Source organism: Streptomyces sp. WAC06614 (genome assembly GCF_003949795.1).
Lineage (GTDB): Bacteria > Actinomycetota > Actinomycetes > Streptomycetales > Streptomycetaceae > Streptomyces.
In genome coordinates this window covers 1-17,172 of the sequence record NZ_RPRY01000149.1, presented here as the reverse complement: position 1 = coordinate 17,172, position 17,172 = coordinate 1, and the positions used below count along the sequence as shown (strand labels likewise).

At 72.8% G+C, this 17,172-nt stretch carries 18 protein-coding genes and 1 pseudogene; 9 read left to right on the top strand and 10 right to left on the bottom strand.

Translation table 11 applies throughout. The annotated features are described in order from the left end of the window. Positions 1-13 precede the first annotated feature (13 nt). Genes EF918_RS20450 through EF918_RS20440 form a run of 3 tightly spaced genes read right to left on the bottom strand, consistent with a single transcriptional unit; the run spans position 14 to position 2,663 of the window. On the bottom strand, positions 14-817 hold the full coding sequence (locus EF918_RS20450; RefSeq protein ID WP_125648473.1) for an SDR family NAD(P)-dependent oxidoreductase: 804 nt from the start codon (positions 815-817) through the stop codon (positions 14-16). After that, on the bottom strand, positions 814-1,539 hold the full coding sequence (locus EF918_RS20445) for a cupin domain-containing protein (RefSeq protein ID WP_125648470.1): 726 nt from the start codon (positions 1,537-1,539) through the stop codon (positions 814-816). Before EF918_RS20445 ends, EF918_RS20450 begins: the two co-directional genes overlap by 4 nt. Continuing rightward, entirely contained in the window at positions 1,539-2,663 is a 1,125-nt protein-coding gene (locus tag EF918_RS20440; protein WP_185921835.1) for a 2-deoxy-scyllo-inosose synthase, read from the bottom strand. The genes EF918_RS20445 and EF918_RS20440 overlap by 1 nt, the downstream gene beginning before the upstream one ends. A gap of 200 nt (positions 2,664-2,863) precedes the next feature. Between EF918_RS20440 and EF918_RS20435 the strand changes: the two genes are divergently transcribed. Genes EF918_RS20435 through mpaD form a run of 6 tightly spaced genes read left to right on the top strand, consistent with a single transcriptional unit; the run spans position 2,864 to position 10,116 of the window. Further along, positions 2,864-3,685: a hypothetical protein gene (locus tag EF918_RS20435; RefSeq protein ID WP_125648464.1), complete on the top strand. Its 822-nt coding sequence runs from the start codon at positions 2,864-2,866 to the stop codon at positions 3,683-3,685. Positions 3,686-3,705: 20 nt separating this feature from the next. Beyond that, positions 3,706-4,956 (top strand): ATP-grasp domain-containing protein, encoded by a 1,251-nt coding sequence (locus EF918_RS20430; protein WP_125648461.1) that lies wholly within the window; start codon positions 3,706-3,708, stop codon positions 4,954-4,956. Positions 4,957-4,991: 35 nt separating this feature from the next. Next, on the top strand, positions 4,992-6,191 hold the full coding sequence (locus EF918_RS20425; RefSeq protein ID WP_125648458.1) for an acetyl-CoA carboxylase biotin carboxylase subunit family protein: 1,200 nt from the start codon (positions 4,992-4,994) through the stop codon (positions 6,189-6,191). Then, positions 6,188-7,375 carry an acetyl-CoA carboxylase biotin carboxylase subunit family protein gene (locus EF918_RS20420; RefSeq protein WP_125648455.1) on the top strand — a complete coding sequence of 396 codons (1,188 nt, stop codon included), beginning with the start codon at positions 6,188-6,190 and terminating at the stop codon, positions 7,373-7,375. Before EF918_RS20425 ends, EF918_RS20420 begins: the two co-directional genes overlap by 4 nt. Positions 7,376-7,400: 25 nt before the next feature. Next, positions 7,401-8,843, top strand: a complete 1,443-nt coding sequence (locus EF918_RS20415) for an MFS transporter (RefSeq protein ID WP_125648452.1) — start codon at positions 7,401-7,403, stop codon at positions 8,841-8,843. A 49-nt stretch (positions 8,844-8,892) separates the two neighbouring features. Then, positions 8,893-10,116 carry a daptide-type RiPP biosynthesis aminotransferase gene (mpaD, locus tag EF918_RS20410; RefSeq protein ID WP_125648449.1) on the top strand — a complete coding sequence of 408 codons (1,224 nt, stop codon included), beginning with the start codon at positions 8,893-8,895 and terminating at the stop codon, positions 10,114-10,116. Between the two features lie 123 nt (positions 10,117-10,239). Here the strand turns inward: mpaD and EF918_RS20405 are convergent, their stop codons facing one another. After that, positions 10,240-11,460 carry a helix-turn-helix domain-containing protein gene (locus EF918_RS20405; protein WP_125648446.1) on the bottom strand — a complete coding sequence of 407 codons (1,221 nt, stop codon included), beginning with the start codon at positions 11,458-11,460 and terminating at the stop codon, positions 10,240-10,242. A 262-nt stretch (positions 11,461-11,722) separates the two neighbouring features. On the opposite strand from EF918_RS20405, the gene EF918_RS37095 reads away from it, so the two are divergent. Together EF918_RS37095 and EF918_RS20400 are read left to right on the top strand one after the other, a co-directional pair. Further along, positions 11,723-11,893: a hypothetical protein gene (locus EF918_RS37095; RefSeq protein ID WP_185921834.1), complete on the top strand. Its 171-nt coding sequence runs from the start codon at positions 11,723-11,725 to the stop codon at positions 11,891-11,893. A 71-nt stretch (positions 11,894-11,964) separates the two neighbouring features. Continuing rightward, positions 11,965-12,348: a hypothetical protein gene (locus EF918_RS20400; RefSeq protein WP_125648443.1), complete on the top strand. Its 384-nt coding sequence runs from the start codon at positions 11,965-11,967 to the stop codon at positions 12,346-12,348. A 194-nt stretch (positions 12,349-12,542) separates the two neighbouring features. Here the strand turns inward: EF918_RS20400 and EF918_RS20395 are convergent, their stop codons facing one another. Continuing rightward, positions 12,543-13,220, bottom strand: coding sequence for an adenosylcobinamide amidohydrolase (locus EF918_RS20395; protein ID WP_185921833.1), 678 nt, complete (start codon positions 13,218-13,220; stop codon positions 12,543-12,545). A gap of 453 nt (positions 13,221-13,673) precedes the next feature. Beyond that, on the bottom strand, positions 13,674-14,090 hold the full coding sequence (locus EF918_RS20390) for a hypothetical protein (protein WP_125648440.1): 417 nt from the start codon (positions 14,088-14,090) through the stop codon (positions 13,674-13,676). Between the two features lie 145 nt (positions 14,091-14,235). Here EF918_RS20390 and EF918_RS20385 point away from each other — a divergent pair, with 145 nt between their 5' ends. Beyond that, positions 14,236-14,874: a hypothetical protein gene (locus EF918_RS20385; RefSeq protein ID WP_125648437.1), complete on the top strand. Its 639-nt coding sequence runs from the start codon at positions 14,236-14,238 to the stop codon at positions 14,872-14,874. On the opposite strand, the gene EF918_RS20380 is transcribed toward EF918_RS20385, so the two are convergent. The 4 genes and pseudogenes from EF918_RS20380 to EF918_RS20365 form a co-directional block, all read right to left on the bottom strand. Continuing rightward, positions 14,865-15,215 carry a hypothetical protein gene (locus EF918_RS20380; protein ID WP_125648434.1) on the bottom strand — a complete coding sequence of 117 codons (351 nt, stop codon included), beginning with the start codon at positions 15,213-15,215 and terminating at the stop codon, positions 14,865-14,867. The two genes, EF918_RS20385 and EF918_RS20380, sit on opposite strands and share 10 nt — an antisense overlap. 683 nt (positions 15,216-15,898) lie before the next feature. Further along, a pseudogene (locus EF918_RS38330) lies at positions 15,899-16,489 on the bottom strand (DUF4157 domain-containing protein); the annotation flags it as partial. Positions 16,490-16,586: 97 nt separating this feature from the next. Then, positions 16,587-16,811, bottom strand: a complete 225-nt coding sequence (locus EF918_RS20370) for a hypothetical protein (RefSeq protein WP_260610420.1) — start codon at positions 16,809-16,811, stop codon at positions 16,587-16,589. Between the two features lie 132 nt (positions 16,812-16,943). Next, positions 16,944-17,172, bottom strand: a 229-nt coding sequence (locus EF918_RS20365) for a response regulator transcription factor (protein ID WP_148141249.1), incomplete at its 5' end; no start/stop codon positions are given.

The window sequence follows — 17,172 nt, the reverse complement described above, 5'->3', positions numbered from 1 at the left end:
GGGCGGGCCGGGGTCAGAGCAGGCCGCGGACGGTGCCGCCGTCGACGCCCCAGACGCTTCCGGTGACGAAGGAGGCGGCGTCGGAGGCCAGGAACGTGATCACCCGGGCCACCTCGTCGGGTTCGCCCATCCGTCCCAGGGGGAGCTGCCGGCGGCTGAGCTCGTGGCGGACGGCGGCCTCGGCGTCCCGGCCGTGCAGGTCGCCCAGGGTGTCGGCGAAGCCGCCCGGGCGGGTCCACAGCGGGGTCCACACCGGGCCGGGGGCGACCGCGTTGACCCGGATGCCGGGGCCCTCGGACAGGGCCAGGCTCTTGGTCAGGCTGATCAGGGCCACCTTGGAGACCTGGTAGTCGACGAGCGCGGCCTCGGGCTGGCGGGCCAGGTCGGAGGTGTTGGTGACCACGCTGCCGTGGCCCTGGGCCCGCATGCCGGGCAGGACCAGGCGCAGCGCCCGTACCGCGCTGAGGTAGTTGATCTCGAAGGTGGCCAGGTGGTCGGCGTCGGTGAGCTCGTCGAAGGACCGGGCCAGGCACTGGCCGACGTTGTTGACCAGGACGTCGGCCGTGCCGCCGAAGTCGTCGAGGACGGCGGTGACACCGGCCGTCACGCCCTCGGCGGTGGAGAGGTCGGCCACGTGCACGGTGACCTCGGCGCCGAGGTCGCGGAGCTCCTTGTCGACCTCCGTCAGCCGGTCGGCGTCGCGGTCCACCAGGCCGAGCCGGGCGCCCTCGGCGGCGAACGCCCGGACCGTGGCGGCGCCGATGCCGCTGGCCGCGCCGGTGACGAGCACCCGGCGGCCGTCGAGTCCCAGGTTCATCGGACCGTCACCTCGGTGCTGATCAGGGAGAGCGGGCCGGCCGCGCGGACGGTCCAGGGGGTACGGGGCGGCACGGCGAGCGAGAGCCCGGGGCCACCCGCGTGCCGTTCGCCGGCGACCACGAACTCCGCGCCGCCGTCGAGCACGTGCAGCACCTGGGTCCGGTCGGTGTGCTCGGCCCCGGCGACGGCCTCGCCGTCGGGGACCTCGACGAGGCTGAAGGCGTGCCAGTCGCCGGTGAAGAACGGGCGCAGGTCGACGCGGGCCCGGCGGACGCCGTCCGCGGCGGACAGCAGGGCGGGGACGTGGAGGTGGGCGGGCCGGGCCGCCTCCCCCTCACCGGGGAAGACCTCGACGACGAAGAAGTGCATCTCCTCGTCGGTGCGGTTGGCGATGGAGTGGGCCGCCCCGATCGGGGTGGTGACCAGGTCGCCGGGGCCGGCGTGGATCTCCTCGTCGTTCATGGTGACCACGGCCCGGCCGCGGACGATGTAGTAGATCTCCTCGGTGCGCAGGTGCACGTGCTCGCCGACGGAGGCGCCGGGGGTGAGGACCACGTACTCGACGCAGTTCCACTCGCCTTCCAGGTGCATGCCGTTCATCAGCATCTTCCAGCGGCACACGCCCTCGCCGCCGACCTGGCGGTGGGTCACGGCCAGGCCGCTGACGTCGTTGACGATCGGGCCGAACGGGGACCGCTGCCCGCGGACGACGGTCGCCATCACGCCACCTCGCCGGCGATCGACTCGACACCGAGGCGGACGATCGCCTCGGGCACCTGGGTGATCTGGGCGCCGCCGGGGCGGTGCGGCTTGCCGAGGCCCTCCAGCAGGATCAGGTCGCGGGTGCCGGCGGTCGCCTTGACGTAGCCGCGCTTGTTGTCCAGGGCGATGGTGCGCAGCACCGCGTCGACGGTCACGCCGGCGGGCAGCACGGTGGGCGCGCCGTTGAGGGTGAGCAGGGTGCGGTGCGCGGCCTCGTCCTCGGCGGTGAGCAGGCCCAGTTCGCGGGCGATCCGGGCGACCGCGAGCATGCCCAGGCCGATGGCGTAGCCGTGCCGCAGCTCGCCGCCGGTGAGCAGTTCGGCGGCGTGGCCGATGGTGTGGCCGTACTCCAGGATCAGGGCGTCGCCGCGCTCGGTCTTGTCGTCGCGCATCACGGCGCACTTGGCCTCGACGCACAGGTCGATGAACCAGGCGAAGTCCTCGGGGGTGTAGCGCGCGTCGGGCCGGAGCCGGGCGGCGACCTCGTCGTAGCGGTCCGGGACGATGCCCAGCACGTTCTTGATCATTTCGCAGAGGGCCGAGCGGATCTCGTCCGCCGGCAGCGTGCGCAGGAAGTCCAGGTGGTTCCAGACGAACACCGGGGCGTAGAAGGTGCCCAGGTGGTTCTTGCCGACGCTGGTGTTGACCGCCTGCTTCAGCGACAGGACCGAGTCGGACATGGCCAGCAGCGTGGTGGGCACGTGGACGAGGCGGATGCCGCGGAACACCAGGGCACTGAGCAGGCCGGCCATGTTGCCGACCAGGCCGCCGCCGAGGGCGATGACCACGGAACGGCGGGTGATGCCGGTGGGGATCAGCCGCTCGGCGAGGGCGCTGACCACGTCGAGGGACTTGGCCTTCTCGTCCGCCACCGCGGTCAGCACGGTGGTGGGTGCCACCTCGCCGGCGCACCGGGCGATCTCGTCGATCTGGTCCTGGGTCAGTCCGGTGTCGGCGACGATCACGAAGCGGTCGGCGTCCAGGCCTTCCAGCTTGCGTGTGAGGGCGCCCAGCGATTCCGGTCCGTGTCCGACGGAGAACCCGTAACGGACGTCGCCGAAGCGGACTTCGCGTTCGGTCACGGTGGTTTTTTCGGCCAGCAGAGTCACAACTTCCCCGTTCACTGGTTCGCTCGTGGGCCTTGAACGTACCAACGCTTGGCAACGTTTGGCAACCTCTCCCTCGTTCACTTGCCAAAGATTGCCAACGCGTGGCAGTGTGGCGGAAACGAAGCCGGGGGGCCGCACCACCTGGCACGCCGCACGGGCAGAAGGGAACTGGGGTGACCGAGCAGGCGACCGAGAGTTGGGGCCGCATCGTCCACGACGTCGAGCGCGACGGGGACATCGACGGAGCAAGCCTGGTCAAGGGCTTGGTGGACGGCACGGTTGCCGTGGTGGTGCTGCGCAACCTGCTGCCGGAGGCGGTGTTCGCGGACAACCGGGAGCGGCTCCGGCCGGTCTTCGGCCAGGCCTCGACCACGCAGTACACCAATGGCAGTCTGACCACCATCGGCCCGTACCTGGCCAAGCACCTGGACGAGCCGGACACGTACTTCACCGAGGCCCGCAAGGCCAACGAGTTCACCGCGTCCCTCGGCGTGGACCTCGGCGAGCGCACCCGTCAGCGGCTGGCCGAGGTCCTGGGCCTGAAGCGCTTCGACACCGAGGCGGAGCCCGACGGCCGCAGCTACTCGCAGCAGAACGTACGGATCTACGCGGACAGCATCCGCACCCCGCTCCACAACGACAACATCATGCGCGACGCCGCCGGCACCGGCCTGGCCCTGGCCTCGCTGCGCCACCAGCTCAGTTGCGTGGTGTGCATCCAGGAGTGCGAGACCGGCGGTGAGCTGCGCATCCACCGCAAGCGGTGGACCGAGGCGGACAACACGTACAAGATCGTCGGCGGCCTCGGCTACGACGAGGCCGTCACCGACGGCGCCCCGGCCCACGAGTTCAAGCCGCAGGCCGGCGACGTGTACCTGCTCAACCCGACCTACTACCACTCCATCGAGCAGGTCTCCGGCTCCGACCGGATCACGATGGGCTTCTTCTTCGGCTTCTACGACGACGAGCTCGCCGAGGCCGTCTCGTGGATCTGACCGCTCGGGAGGAACGGGACGTGATCGAGAACATCCTGGTCATCGGCTCCGGCGACCAGCACTTCCGCGAGTACGCCCTGCGCGGTCTGGCCGAGCACCACTCCGTGCTGCTGATCGCCCAGACCCCGCTGTCCTGGCAGGCGCCGTACGTGGCCGACCACCGGGAGGTCGACCTCGCGGACAAGGCGCAGGTGCTGGCCGCGGCCGAGGACCTCGCCGCCCGCCACCGGGTGGCCGGCGTGCTCACCTGGGACGAGATGCAGGTGGCGGTCGCCGCCGAGGTCGGCGCCGCCCTGGGCGTGGCGACCATGCCGGTGGAGGCCGCCCGGGCCTGCCGTGACAAGGGCGCCCAGCGGGAGGCGTTCGCCGCGCACGGCGTGCCCTCGGCCCGGTTCCGACTGGCCGGCACGCTGGAGGCGGCCCTCGCGGCGGCGCGGGACATCGGCTTCCCGGTGGTGGTCAAGCCCCGCGGCCGGGCGGCCAGCATCGCGGTCCAGCTCGTCGGCTCCGACGAGGAACTGCGCACGGCCTTCGAGTTCGCCCGCGGCTCGGAGAACTCCGCCATCGAGGACGGGCTGGTCCTGGTCGAGGAGTACCTGCGGGGCCCCGAGATCAGCGTCGACTGCTGGGTGCTCGACGGCCGGGTGGAACCGTACGCCGTCGCGCTCAAGCGCACCGACTTCCCGCCGTTCTTCGAGGAGGTCGCGCATGTGGTCGGCGACGTGCTCGACACGGCCACCGCCGCCGCGGTCCGGGACGTGGTCGTCCGCGCCCACCGCGCGCTGGGCATCGACCGCACCGTCACGCACACCGAGCTGATGCTCACCGCCGACGGCCCGAAGATCATCGAGGTCAACGGGCGGCTGGGCGGCGAGCTCATCCCGCACCTGGCCGAACTGTGCGCCCCCGGCTTCTCCGTGGGCGAGCTGCTCGGCTCGGTGGCCACGGGGCGCGCCCCGCGGACGGTGGCCGAGCCCGGCCGGCTGATGGGCATCCGGTTCCTCTACCCCCCGCACAGCATGGTCTTCCACGACCTCGACCATCCGGCCGCGCTCGCCGACGAGCCGTGGGTGCAGGAGATCCGCCGGGTCACTCCCCCGGGTCTCGAACTGCACCTGCCGCCCCGGCAGTTCCTGGGCCGCGCCGGCTTCGTGATCGCCTCCGGGGACACCGTGGCCGAGGTGGACGAGCACCTGCTGGCGCTGGCGGACAAGGTCTCCCTGATCGGCACGCCGGTCGACAGCACCCCGCCGGACGGCCCGGACCAGTGACAACGTACGACGATTCCTCAGATGGAGGCAGGCAGATGTCCAAGGCGGTCATCTTCGGCGAGTACAAGCTCGCCCGGATCCTTCCGGAGCTCCGGGCACGCGGCTTCACGGACGTGGTGGTCTATTCGGCGGTCGACTTCGACGGGTTCGACGTCGAGGTCAAGCGCCTCGGGCTCGACTGGACGGGCGGGGACGTGCTCGACGTCCTGGAGCGGGAGCGGGCGGACGTGGCCGTCGCCAACCCGTACGCCCACGGCCAGGAGCAGCTCCCCCTCGCCTACGGTGAGGCGGCCGCCAAGTGGGACGGCCACTTCCTCGCACACTCGGCGGAGTTCGCCGCGGTCGCCTGCGACAAGGTGGTCCTGCACGAGACGGCGGTCGCCCGCGGCTGGCCGGTGCCCGAGGGCGCCGTGTGCCGCAGCACCGACGAGGTGCGGGCGGTCGTGGCCGGGCTGGGCTTCCCGGTGGTGCTGAAGGAGGCGCAGTCCCAGGCGGGCGACGGCCGGTTCTTCGTGGCGTCGGCGGCCGACCTGGACGCCGTGCTGGCCGGCCCGCTCGGCCTGCCGGTGATCGTGCAGCGCTTCCAGCAGGGCTTCGAGTGCGGCGTCGAGCTGATCAGCGCCGGCGGCGCGCAGCGGCGCTGGCCGGTCGCCTCGCTGGGCAGCCTCGACACCGGACTGGACCCGTCCTTCCGGGCCCGGGTGATGCCGTTCGCGCTGCCCGAGCGGGCCGCCGCGGGCCTGGACCGGCTGGTGGAGGACATCGAGCGCAACTTCGCCCCGAACGGGCCGTGGCAGATCGACTTCGCCGTGGTCGACGGCGAGCTGTGCCTGCTGGAGATCAACGCCCGGCTGGGCGGCCTGTCCGACCTGGACTCCGTCGCCACCGGGACCGACCCGCACGCGGTGTTCGTCGCGGCCGCCCTGGGCGAGGAGCTCCCGCCGGTCGCGCAGCGCGCGGTCGCCATCGAGCTGCCGTCCACCGAGGCGCCCGGCAACCCGCTGCCGGCGGAGCCCGCGGGCAGCAACCTGATGACGGTCACCGCCCGTACGCCCACCAACCGGTGCTTCATCGACAGCGACCACATGCAGGTCATCGTCACCGTCGACGACGTCGCGGCCACCAAGGAGTGGATCGCCGCGCTGTCCGGGGCGGACCTGCTGCGCTGCACGACCGAGAGCGCCTACGCCCAGCTCGACGCGGCGCTGGCGACGTTCGGGGAGGCCCGCCGATGAGGGTGCTGGTCGCGGGACTGGGCGAGAAGAAGGAATTCGGGCTGCGCTCCCTGCGCGACGCCGGGCACTTCGTCGGGGTCATCGACCTCGCGCACCGCATCCCGGTCAGCCTGGTCGACTGGTGGCGGGCCGGTGACCGGTTCTCCGTCGAGTCGATGCTGGCGGCCGCCCGGTCCGCGGACTTCACGTGGGACGCGGTGGTCTGCTGGGAGGAGCTGTCCACCGACCTCGCCCGCGAGGTCGCCGAGCGGCTCGGGGTGCCGTCCACGCGCATGCCGGCCGGTCACTTCCGGCACAAGGGCGTGATGCACGCCCGGCTGCGCGAGCTGGGTGTCCCGACCCCGCAGCTCGGGGTCGCGCACACGCTGTCCGAGTGCGCGGACCTGATCGACGGCCGCTACCCGGCGGTCGTCAAGCCCACCGACTACGGCGGCAGCGGCGGCGTGCGGATCGTGCGCGGACCGGAGGAGCTGCCCGAGGCCTTCGCCTTCGCCCTGGAGGCCGCGCGGGGCGGCCAGGTGGCGGTCGACCGCTACGTCTCCGGCAAGGAGTTCAGTGTCGAATCGGTCACCTGGGCCCCGGGCAAGACCGAGGTCGTCACGGTCACCGAGAAGCACCTGAGCCGGCCGCCGTACTTCGCCGAGGTCGGCCACGTGGTCCCCGCCGTGCTGCCCCCCGCCGAGCGCGAGGAGCTGGAACGGGCGGTCGTACGGGTGCTGGACGCGCTCGGCATGGAGGCCGGCGTCTCCCACGCGGAGTTCCGGCTGACCCCGGACGGGCCGGTCCTGATGGAGGTCGCCGGACGCCCCGCGGGCGACCAGGTGCCCCGGCTGGTGTTGCTGGCCACCGGCTGGAACCTCTACCTCGCCGAACTCGCCGCGGTCGTGGGGAGCACGGTGTCCCCCGAGGTGCCCGCGGCGCAGAGCGCCGCCGTCCGGTTCTTCAACGGGGACGGCGAGACCCCCTTCCGGCACCCGGTCACCCTGGAGAACTCCCTCACCGCGCCGTTCGCCGGAGTGCTGCGGGAGCTGTCCTACTACGAGCCGGAGGGCGCGGTCACCGACGCCCCCCGCGGCATCGGGGGCCGCAACGGGCACGCGGTGCTGGCCGGTCGGGCCGACGAGGTCCGCGAGGCCCTGCGGGTCCTCGACGACGGACGGCCGATCTACCAGGGCGCCGAGTAGCCGGGTCCGCGGGAGGGACGAGCACGTGCTGAACCTGAACGCCACGCCGAGGCCGGGTCTGTGGCGCAACCACGATTTCCTGCGCCTGTGGTCGGGCGAGACCGTCGCCCAGATCGGGGCACAGGTCACCCAACTGGCGCTGCCCCTGCTGGTCCTCGGCGTCCCGGGGGCCGGTGCCGGGGAGGTCGGCCTGGTCGCCGGCGTGCAACTGCTGCCCGCCCTGTGCGTGACACCGCTGGCCGGTCTGCTCATCGACCTGTGGGACCGGCGCCGGATCCTGCTGGGGGCCAACCTCGGGCGGGCGCTCGCGCTGACCCTGGTGCCGGTGCTGTACCTGACCGACACCCTGTCCATCGCGGCGCTGTGCGCCGTCGCGTTCGTCGTCGGCGCCTGCACGGCCGTCTTCGAGGTGGCCTACATCGCGTACCTGCCGGTCGTGGTGGAGCAGGACGACCTGGTCGAGGCCAACAGCAAGCTGCAGGCCTCGTACTCGGTGTCGCAGATCGGCGGACCGGGCCTGGGCGGTCTGCTGACCAAGGCCCTCGGTGCCTGGTTCGCGATCCTCGCCAACGTCGCGTCCTACCTGGCCGCCTTCGTCCTGCTGTGGTCGATCCGGCACCGCGAGCCCGCGGCCGGCGGTACGGGGGCGGACCGGCCACGGCTGCGCGACATGTTCACCAGCTTCGCCCTGCTCTGGCGGCACCGGGTGCTGCGCGTGCTGACCTTCCAGGCGGGCTGGTTCAACTTCTGCGAGCAGGCGATCCTGACCCTGTTCCTGGTGTACGCCGTCAAGGAGCTGGGCATGGACGCCGGCGGGGTCGGCGTCGTCCTGGCCCTGGGCGCCCTGGGCTCGCTGCTCGGGGCGACGGCCGCCAAGCGGCTCGGTGAGCACCTGGGCTTCGGCCCGACCCTGGTCGCGGCGATGGGCGTGGCCTCCTGCGCCCCGCTGCTGCTGGCCCTGACGGACGGTCCCGGCCGGCCGGCCCATGTGCTCGCGGTGCTGGCGTTCGGCCTCTACGGCTTCGGCCTGACGATCTACAACGTGCACGTGGTCGCGTTCCGGCAGGCGGTCATCCCACTCGCCGTGATCGGCCGCGCGACCGCCGCCTACCGCATGCTCACCTACGGCCCCTTCCCGCTCGGCGCGTTCGTCGGGGGGTTCCTGGGCGAACGGATCGGGCTGGGGAACTCGGTGCTGGTCACCGCGGTGCTGTCGGTCGTGGGCTGGCTGCTGTTCGCCCTCGTCGGCAGCCGGCACATCCGCGCGGCGCAGCCGGCCGGGACGCCCGCGACCCACGGGACCGGCGAGACCCCGGAGACCCCTGAGACCCCTCAGGTCTCCGAGACCTCCCAGACCTCCCAGACCTCCCAGACCCCCGAGACACCCGAGATCTGCGAGATCTCCGAGATCTCCCGGACCGGCAAGACATCCGAGACCGGCACGACGCGTGAGACGCACGCCGTCTGACGGGCTCGTACGACTTCTCTCCACCTCACAACGAAGGGGAAGACTTCACATGACCACCACCACGGACCGTTACCCGCTGTGGGAGTCGCTCGTCCTGCCCAGCCGCTACGGGCGCCCCGAGGTCCACGGCATCGGCTGCGAGGGCAACCGGGTCCACTTCGCCGACGGCACCTCCGCGCTGGACGTGATGAGCGGCCTGTGGAACGCCAACCTCGGCTACGGCAACAAGGCCGTCACCGAGGCCATCACGGACTGCCTGAACACCGCGTCCTATCTGCCGCTGTTCCGCGGCGGGCACCGCCTCGCCGAGCAGGCGGCCACGGCCCTGCTCGGCGTCAGCGGCCCCGACCACTTCGGCCGCGTGCTGTTCTCCACCTCCGGCGGCGCCGCCAACGACGTGATGATGAAGCTGGTCCGCCACTACCAGGCGCTGCGCGGCGAGGAGAACCGCGACATCGTCGTCGGCCTCAAGGGGAGCTGGCACGGCCTGACCTACGGCAGCTTCGCCCTCACCGGACAGCCGCTGGGCCAGGACGTCTACCGCATCGACCGCAGCCGGGTCCGGCACGTCAGCCACGAGGGCGCCGGCGACCTGACCGAGCTGCTCGCCCGGGAGGGCGACCGGATCGCCGCCGTCGTCCTGGAGCCCGTCCTCGGCACCGGTGCGCACCCGGTCTCCCAGGAACTGCTGGACTCCATCGAGGAGCTGCGCGCGCAGTACGGGTTCCTGGTGATCGCCGACGAGGTCGCCACCGGCTTCGGCCGCACCGGCGCCTACTTCGCCTCCCAGAACTGGCCGTTCAAGCCCGACATCATGATCACGTCCAAGGGTCTGACCAACGGCACCTGCGCGGCGTCCGCCATCGTCGTCTCCCACGACGTCTGCGAGACGTTCGAAGCCACGGACGCGGTCCTCTTCCACGGCGAGACCCAGGCCGGCTCCCCCACGAGCTGCGCCGCCGTCATCGCGACCATCGCGGAGATGGAGCGCCTGGACGCCGTCACGCTGGCCCAGAAGCTGTCCCTGAAGCTGGACGCCCTGCTGGAGGAGATCTCCGCCCACCCGAAGGTCGTCGAGACCCGTGGCCTGGGCTGCTTCCGCGGCATCCAGCTCTCGGTCCCCTCGGACCCGCTGACGGCCGCCGCCCGCCGGCACGGCCTGATCGTGCAGCCCGGCACCGACTTCATCATGCTGGTGCCGGCGCTGACCTTCAGCGACGAGGAGTTCGAGGAGCTCGCGAACGGGCTGCGCGCCGCCCTGGACGAGATCTGAGCCCGTCGCCCCGGAACGCCGAAGCGGCCGCTCCCCCGAGAGGGGGAGCGGCCGCTTCGGCGTTCTCCGGCGTCTTCCGGTGTTCCGGGGCTGCCGCGTGTGCGGTGGCGGGGGTGCGCGGCGTCAGCGGCCGGCGCCGCCCTCCAGGACCTCCGCGAGGACCCGCCAGATCTCGGCGGCCAGGTCCAGGTAGGCGGCGCCGCGCGCCTCCTCGGCAAGCTGCTTGAGGCGGGTGAGGCCCTCCTCCCGGTGGCCCTCCACGACCAGGAGCCGGGCGTCCAGCGTCTGCAGCCGGATCCGGTCCCGGTAGGTGAGCACCAGCTTGTCGGGGTCGAGCCGGGAGAGCGTGGCGCGCGCCGTGTCGTGGTGGCCTTCCGTGAACGCCAGGTGAGCCTGGAGGACCAGCAGCTCCTGCTGCTGGACCTGGGTGCCGATGAGCGCGAACGCCGCGTCCGCCTCCTTCAGGCACGCGCGGGCGCGCCCGAGGGCGGGCGGACTGCCCTGGAGGTAGAGGGAGGCGGCGGCCAGCCGCAGCCGCGCCCACAGCACGGGGTCGACACGGCTGTCCAGGACGGTCATGGCCTGCTGGAGGAAGGCCCGCGCGGCGGCGTCGTCGCCCTGGCGCGAGGAGACCGTGGCGGCCGACCAGAGCGCCTCGGCCCAGAGGGTCTCCGGCCCGTCGGCGACCAGGGCGACCAGTTCCTCGGCGTGCGCCCGGGCATCGGGCAGCCGGCCCGCCTCGGCCTCGACGGAGACCAGCGCGAGCAGCGCGTTCGCCTTGTCGGACACCGGCAGTGCGGCGTCCCTGGCCACCTGGTGGGCGCTCACGGCGAGTTCCAGCGCCCGGGCGACGTCACCCGTGGCGCGCAGGCAGCGGGCGAGCCGGCTGCGGGACCTGCACTGGAGTGCGGGCAGCTCGAACTCGTCGGCGATGCGGGACAGCTCCTCCAGGCAGACGAGCTGCTCGGCGTGCTCCCCGCGGCGGTTGCGGTACTGCGCGATCAGCCAGAGGGCCTGCCAGCGCAGCAGGGGGTCCTCGTCGGCGGCCGTGGCCAGGACCTCGATCAGGTCCTCCACGGCCGCGTCGCTGTCGGTGGAGGCGGCCAGGCTCAGTGCCTGGGCGAGCGAGTTGGCCGTGCTCGGCTGGGCGTAGAAGGTGGAGCGGTCGACACCGAGCCGCTTGGCAAGGTAGACGATCACCCGTTCCGTCGGTTGCCTCGCACCCGACTCCAGCCGTGACAGGTATCCGGTGGAGATCTCACCGCCGGCCAACTCGGCCTGGGAAAGTCCCTGCTGCTGCCTCAGTGTCTTCAGACGGAGCCCGAAGGACGACTCTGTTGTCATGTCAGCCCTACTAAAAAAGATGTACAAACGTGGCCCCGTGCGCGCACAGTGTAGCCGAGACGTTCATCCACTGGCAAATCTTCTGCCTGAATTGCAGAGAGCCCGGAGCAACTGGTTGACCTTCTTGGCAATTTTTGGCAAGTTGATGTTGCCAGCCCGGGGCCCCACGCTCGGGGACGGTGGCGCTTCGGAGTGACGTCCTCCTGACGGTTCGCGCCTGTTTGTGCACCTCCTTCTCCATCTTTCTCAGGAGTCCATCCCCATGCGTTCCTTCGTTGCCGCCACGGCGATCCTGACGGCCGCCCTCGTCGCCACCCTCGCCAACCCCGCCCCCGCCGACATCGAATGGCCGAACCCGCGCCCTTCCTCCGTCTCCAGCAAGTCCGTCGACATCGAATGGCCGGTCGTCCGGCCCACCGGCGGCGGCGCCTGAGACGGGCACCGACCGGTACGCCCCGCGGCCCGTCGCCCTTCCCGGGCGACGGGCCGCGGGCGATCCCGGACGTGCAGGTCGGGCAGTGGCTGACGCACGTGTGCCGGCCCGGCGTGCTCGGGAAGGACCCGGTGCGCGCCGCCCGTCGGGCGGCGGCGCCGGCCGCGATCGACGCCGAGCAGCAGGCCCGGCCCGGAGCGCTCGGCGTCGCCCCGGCACGGGTGGTACGCGCCCGCAGCGCGCCCGCGAAGACGGGCACGGCCACGTACCGGACCACCCCGTCGCCCCTCGCACTGCTGTCCGCCTTCGATGGCGGGGTCACGGCGACGGCCTGCCGACGAACCGGCTGCCCCGCCTGCCGGTGCCCGGTGCCGGCCGAACGGCGTCCGGCGGTGCCGGCCGGGCCCGGCGGCTCGGCGGAGACGGACCGCGCTCCCGCACCCCCGAAGGGGTGACCGGGCCAGGTTCCTGCTGAAGCTGTCCGGCCCGACGCTGCCCCCTCACCTTCGTGGTGCTGTGTACTCACGAGGGGACGGGCCCGGTCCGATCACGTCGTCGGCGGTGCCCGTGATCGCTCACTTCGCGCGAGCGTCGCTCGTCGGCTCCGGAGGTGGCGCCCCAGTGCCGCCCGACACCCCCTCCTGGTGGGTCACTGCGAGGCGGCGCTGCGGACGGCATGGTGAACGGCGCGGGCCAGGCGGGCTCCCCATACCGAGCGGGGCCCGGCGAAGGCGTGGACCTCTTCCCCGGGACGGGGGCTGCGGGCGGCGATACAGACAGCGTCGGTGGGCGTCCCGGTGCAGTCGTACCCTGCTTCGAGCAGGCCCTGGACCTTCGCCTCCGTGGCGGTGGCGACCGCGTTGACCAAGGCGGCATCGGACAGCGCCACGGGGAGGGTGGCGACGATGTTGATCGTGCCGGGCTCCGCCGGACGGAGGGTCCCCTCGGCGGGAGAGGCGGCCCACCCCCGTACCTCGAGACCCGCGGTGACACTGACCTGGACACCGCCGTCCCGGGCGTGGACGTGCCGGGAGACGTCGGCAGCGGTCATCAACCCCACCCCCGCCCCGTGTGCCCCCGCGTCACGCGCCAGGTCGGCGAGGTGCCGGTCGGGATCGGTTCGCCGATAGCCGTGCGGCACCTGGGCGTTGAGGATCCAGGAGCGCTCGCCGATGCCTCCACCGAGGACCGCGCTGCTGATCATCCGCCAGCCGGCGTCCGTCCGCCACAGCAGGCTGTGCAGCCGCACGCCGTCCTCGACGCGCACGAGCTGCTGAACCGGCAGCGTCGGACCGGCCGGACGGGGGGAGGGCAGGACGGAGGTCACGGGGGTTCTCCTTGCGGGCAGCGAACCGGCTGATCGTATGCCGCGGCCTGCGGGGTGCACGACGGGACCTGGCCCACGCAGAACGGCCGTGCCCCGAGGCGATCACGTCCGTCGAGACCCGTGCGACCTGCACGAAACCGTACGCGGGGCGGGGCCCGGCGTGCGGTCCACCGGTGTCCGGGTGCAGGACGCTCTCCACCGCCCACGGCCGGTCGCCGTCCGGCGGGCGGCGCGGCCGCGCTCTCCCCAGCGCCTGGCCGCACCGCCGGTGAAGGTCGGCTGTCCTGTGGGCCAGGCCGTCCATGCCAGAGCGGCCAGGGCTCCCGTGGGGGTGGGACCGGTCGATCCCCAGGGGGGCGCCACTTTGCCGGGGAGGCCTTCAGGAGGAGCCGGGGTCGACCGCGGGGGTGTCCAAGCGGAGGCTGCGTGCACCGTCGAGTACGGCGGTGGGGGTCATTCCACTGTGAGGAGGAAGATCACTGTTCCCAGGCCGAGGAGGAGCCCGCCCAGGAAGGCCGCCATGACGAGCGTGATCGCGACGCGGGCGATCAGCGTGCCCCAGAATTCTGCCCGGCGGCCGTCGGGGGTGTCGGTGCGCCAGTCCGACGGGATGTCGACCCGTCCCTCGGTGACGGCCGGAGCAGCCCTGCGGACGTCGCCCGGGTGGAAGTGGTAGAGGGTCGGCTCCGCGCCCCAGGTGCCGCGGCTCTTCCCGCGGATGATGCGGACGCGTACGCCCGCGCGGCGGGCCGTGCCCGGCAGCCATTCCTCGCGCACCGGCCACAGCTTCGCGACCTGGTTGCTGCTGAGCCAGGGTTCCTCGTCCTCGTGCGCGGGCTCCGGTGATCGCGGATCCGGTGTGTGCGGCATGGCTCCCCCTCGGTGCGGCGTCCCTGCGTCCAGTACACATCGGCTGCGCTCGGTGCCGGTAGAGCGCCTGCGGCGGGCCCGATGATCTTGGGTGCTCGTGGATCAGGGAGAATGTGCACGACGTGGCGAGGCAGGGGGCGGGCGGTTGGACGCGGACGTGGAGATGCGGGAGCGGGTGCGTCCGTTCCTGTATGCGGGGGAGCAGCTCGTCGCGGTGTGCTCCTTCGAGCTGGGGCCGGGGGTGCCCGCTCCGCCCGCGTCGCTGCTGGCGCCGGCCCAGCCGTCGCAGTTGCAGCGGCGGATCGAGGAGAAGCTGCCCCGGCCGCTGCGGCGGCTGAGCCGGTCGCGGCTGCTCGATCCTCGGCGGTCCCGGCCCGCGGCCGCGGCGGATGCGGTGGACCGGCTGCCGGACGCGGTGGACGACCTCGGCACCCGCCTGATGCACGGCACGAACCTGGAAGGCGGCTGGCAGAGCCTGGCCGGGAAATTCGTGGTCGCTCTGGCCGACGCCCGCGGCTCGGCCACGGGCAGCCTGCTCGCCGTGACCGACCGGAGCTGGCTCGCCCTGGCCGACGTGTCCGCGCTGTGGCAGTCCACGCCGGTGATGCGGCAGGCGTGGCAGGCGCCCCGGCAGGCCGTCGCCGCGCTGCGCGCCAACCCCCAGGGGGTGCTGCAGCGGAGGAGGATGGACCTGGAGTTCACCGACGGCTCGTGGGTCGCCCTGCTCGCCTCGGCCCCCTCCGAGGCCGCCGCCTTCGCCGCGGAAGCGGTCCGCTACCGCTGAGGGGGCCGGGCGGGTGCGACGGCCCGAGGCCGGGGCCGGGGCGCGTGGCGTTCGAGCTCGTCGGCGAGGCGGGACAGGAAGGCCCGGAACTCCCCTTCGCCGAAGGGCTCTTGGCCCTCGTACGGGTCGAACGTGCTCGCCAGCGGTGCGTCCGTGGCCAGCACCGCCCGCAGCGCCGCCACCTGCTCGGTCATCGGCCGGTCGGAGAGCGGTTCGGCCCGCATGGCCGTCGCGTACCGCCGCACCACCTCCTCGTCGAGCGTGGCGCCGGCTTCCCGGTACATCGCCTGGTACAGGATGCAGTTGACCAGCCCGAACGCCCACGCCTCCACCGCAGCCACCGATGAGCCCTTCTTCCTCTCCGGCACACCAGCGCACCGCGCCGACCTGCCCGCAGGAAGCCTAGCCGCCGGGATCCCGGACGGCAGCGGCGCCTTCTGCCGGAACTCGATCAGTGGCCGTCGGCGTCCCTGCGGAAGGCTTCCTGGAACTGGCGCATGAACTGGGTGGTGCCGCCGACGGTCTTCTGCAGTCCGACGCGGGTCTGTACGTCCACGCCGACCGCGATCTGGGTGCCCCGGGTGGGGTTCGCCTTGTGCTGGGCCGTCCAGTACGCGTACTCCATCGCGGCGATGGCCTCGTGCGCCTGGTCCGCGCGCGGGTCGTCGCTGCGGATCGCGTACAGCGCCGTGAGTTCCGCGCGGGTGAACACGCTGTGGATGTCCCGGGCCCCGTGTTCGCCCGCCACCGTCTTGATGCCGTCGATGGCGTCGGCGACGCGTGCGCCCACGGTGTCCTCGCCTTCGAGGCCGAGTGCCTTGAGCTGGTCCCGGATGTGTTTCGCGGCCACCTGGCGTGGGGCGCCGGGGGCCACCTCGTCGCGGCGCAGGCCGAAAATGCTCGTCGCCGCGCTGAGCTGTTTCTTGATCGTCTCCATGCGTTGGACGGGGGCGACCTCGCCCGTGCCCACCGTGGCCGTCGTGGCGGGGCTCCGCTGCGCGTGGGGGGCCGGTCCGGGGGTGGTGGCCATGGCGCGGGTGGCGTTCGCTTCGGCCTCGCGTTCGAAGCGGTCGGAGGGATCGCTGACCCGTAGGCCGTTGCCGTGGTCGGTGCCGGCCACCGGTCCCTTGCGCTGCTGGATGACGTGGGTCAGTTCGTGGGCGAGGGTGTGCTTGTCCGCGCCGCCCTCGCCGATGACCACGTGGCTGCCGGAGGTGTAGGCGCGGGCACCGAGGTCGGCCGCGGAGGCCCTGGCGGCGGCGCCGGTGTGGATGCGTACGTCGGAGAAGTCGGCGCCGAGCCGCGCCTCCATGTCCGTACGGGTGGCGTCGTCCAGGGGGCGTCCGCCCCCGCGCAGGACGTCGTGCACGGCCGAGCGCTGGATGTGCGGCTGCTGCGCGGCGTGCCCGCAGCCGGCGCCGTGGCGGTGCTGCTCCTGCGCCGGGGAGTGTCCGGCCCCGCGGAGGAACTGGACGACGGCGGCGTTCCCTGCGGTGGCCTGGAGGCCGGCCAGGGTGGGGAGCGGCGTTCGGCCGCCGGCGGCGGGGCTGCGGTCGGGCAGGCGTCCCTGCCGGGCCCGGGCGTTCTGGTCTCGATCTCGGTCGGCGGCGTGCATGGGCCCACTGTGTACGGGTGCCCGGGCGGGGACCATGTACGCGAGGGCAGATCGAGGTGTCCGTAGGGGAACGGGGAGGCGTACGGCAGCCGGCCGGCTACTGCGGGTCGGGGTGGCGGGCGGCCTTCTTGAGGGCGGCTTCCACGGCGTTGCGGGGTTCGCCGATCTCCTTCGCGTAGGCCGTCACCGCGTTCTGGACCTCGGCGGCGCGCTCGCGCCACACGGCCCAGGCTTCGGGGTCGCCGCCGGTGAACACCGCCTCCCGTGCCTCGTCGGATGCCTGCTGGAGCCGGATCAGTTCGTCGGTCAGTTCGATTGCCACGGCGTGATGGTAGGGCGTCCCTCGGTGGAATCAGGCCATGGCTCGATCGTGTTCCCGACCCCTTTCGGCGCAGGAGCGTGCGGTGACCGCCCGGGCGAGGTGGCTGCCGGCTCCTCCTCCCGCCGACCGGCGTCATTCTCCTGCGGTGACCAGGCCCGATTCGTACGCGGCGATGACGGCCTGGGCGCGGTCGCGGGCGCCGAGTTTGGTGAAGAGGCCGGTGATGTGGTTCTTGACGGTGGAGATGCTGATCCGCAGCTCCTCGGCGATCTCCGCGTTGTCGAGGCCGGTCGCCAGGAGCTGCCAGATCTCCTGCTCCCGCGGGGTGAGGCCGGACGCGGCCGTGGCCGGGGGGCGGGGG

Excerpts from the sequence above, each read along its gene's own strand:
- EF918_RS20425 (WP_125648458.1), top strand. The coding sequence starts at position 4,992 with ATGTCCAAGGCGGTCATCTTCGGCGAGTACAAGCTCGCCCGGATCCTT.
- EF918_RS20450 (WP_125648473.1), bottom strand. The coding sequence starts at position 817 with ATGAACCTGGGACTCGACGGCCGCCGGGTGCTCGTCACCGGCGCGGCC.
- EF918_RS20420 (WP_125648455.1), top strand. The coding sequence starts at position 6,188 with ATGAGGGTGCTGGTCGCGGGACTGGGCGAGAAGAAGGAATTCGGGCTG.
- EF918_RS37095 (WP_185921834.1), top strand. The coding sequence starts at position 11,723 with ATGCGTTCCTTCGTTGCCGCCACGGCGATCCTGACGGCCGCCCTCGTC.
- EF918_RS20390 (WP_125648440.1), bottom strand. The coding sequence starts at position 14,090 with ATGCCGCACACACCGGATCCGCGATCACCGGAGCCCGCGCACGAGGAC.
- mpaD (WP_125648449.1), top strand. The coding sequence starts at position 8,893 with ATGACCACCACCACGGACCGTTACCCGCTGTGGGAGTCGCTCGTCCTG.
- EF918_RS20405 (WP_125648446.1), bottom strand. The coding sequence starts at position 11,460 with ATGACAACAGAGTCGTCCTTCGGGCTCCGTCTGAAGACACTGAGGCAG.
- EF918_RS20445 (WP_125648470.1), bottom strand. The coding sequence starts at position 1,539 with ATGGCGACCGTCGTCCGCGGGCAGCGGTCCCCGTTCGGCCCGATCGTC.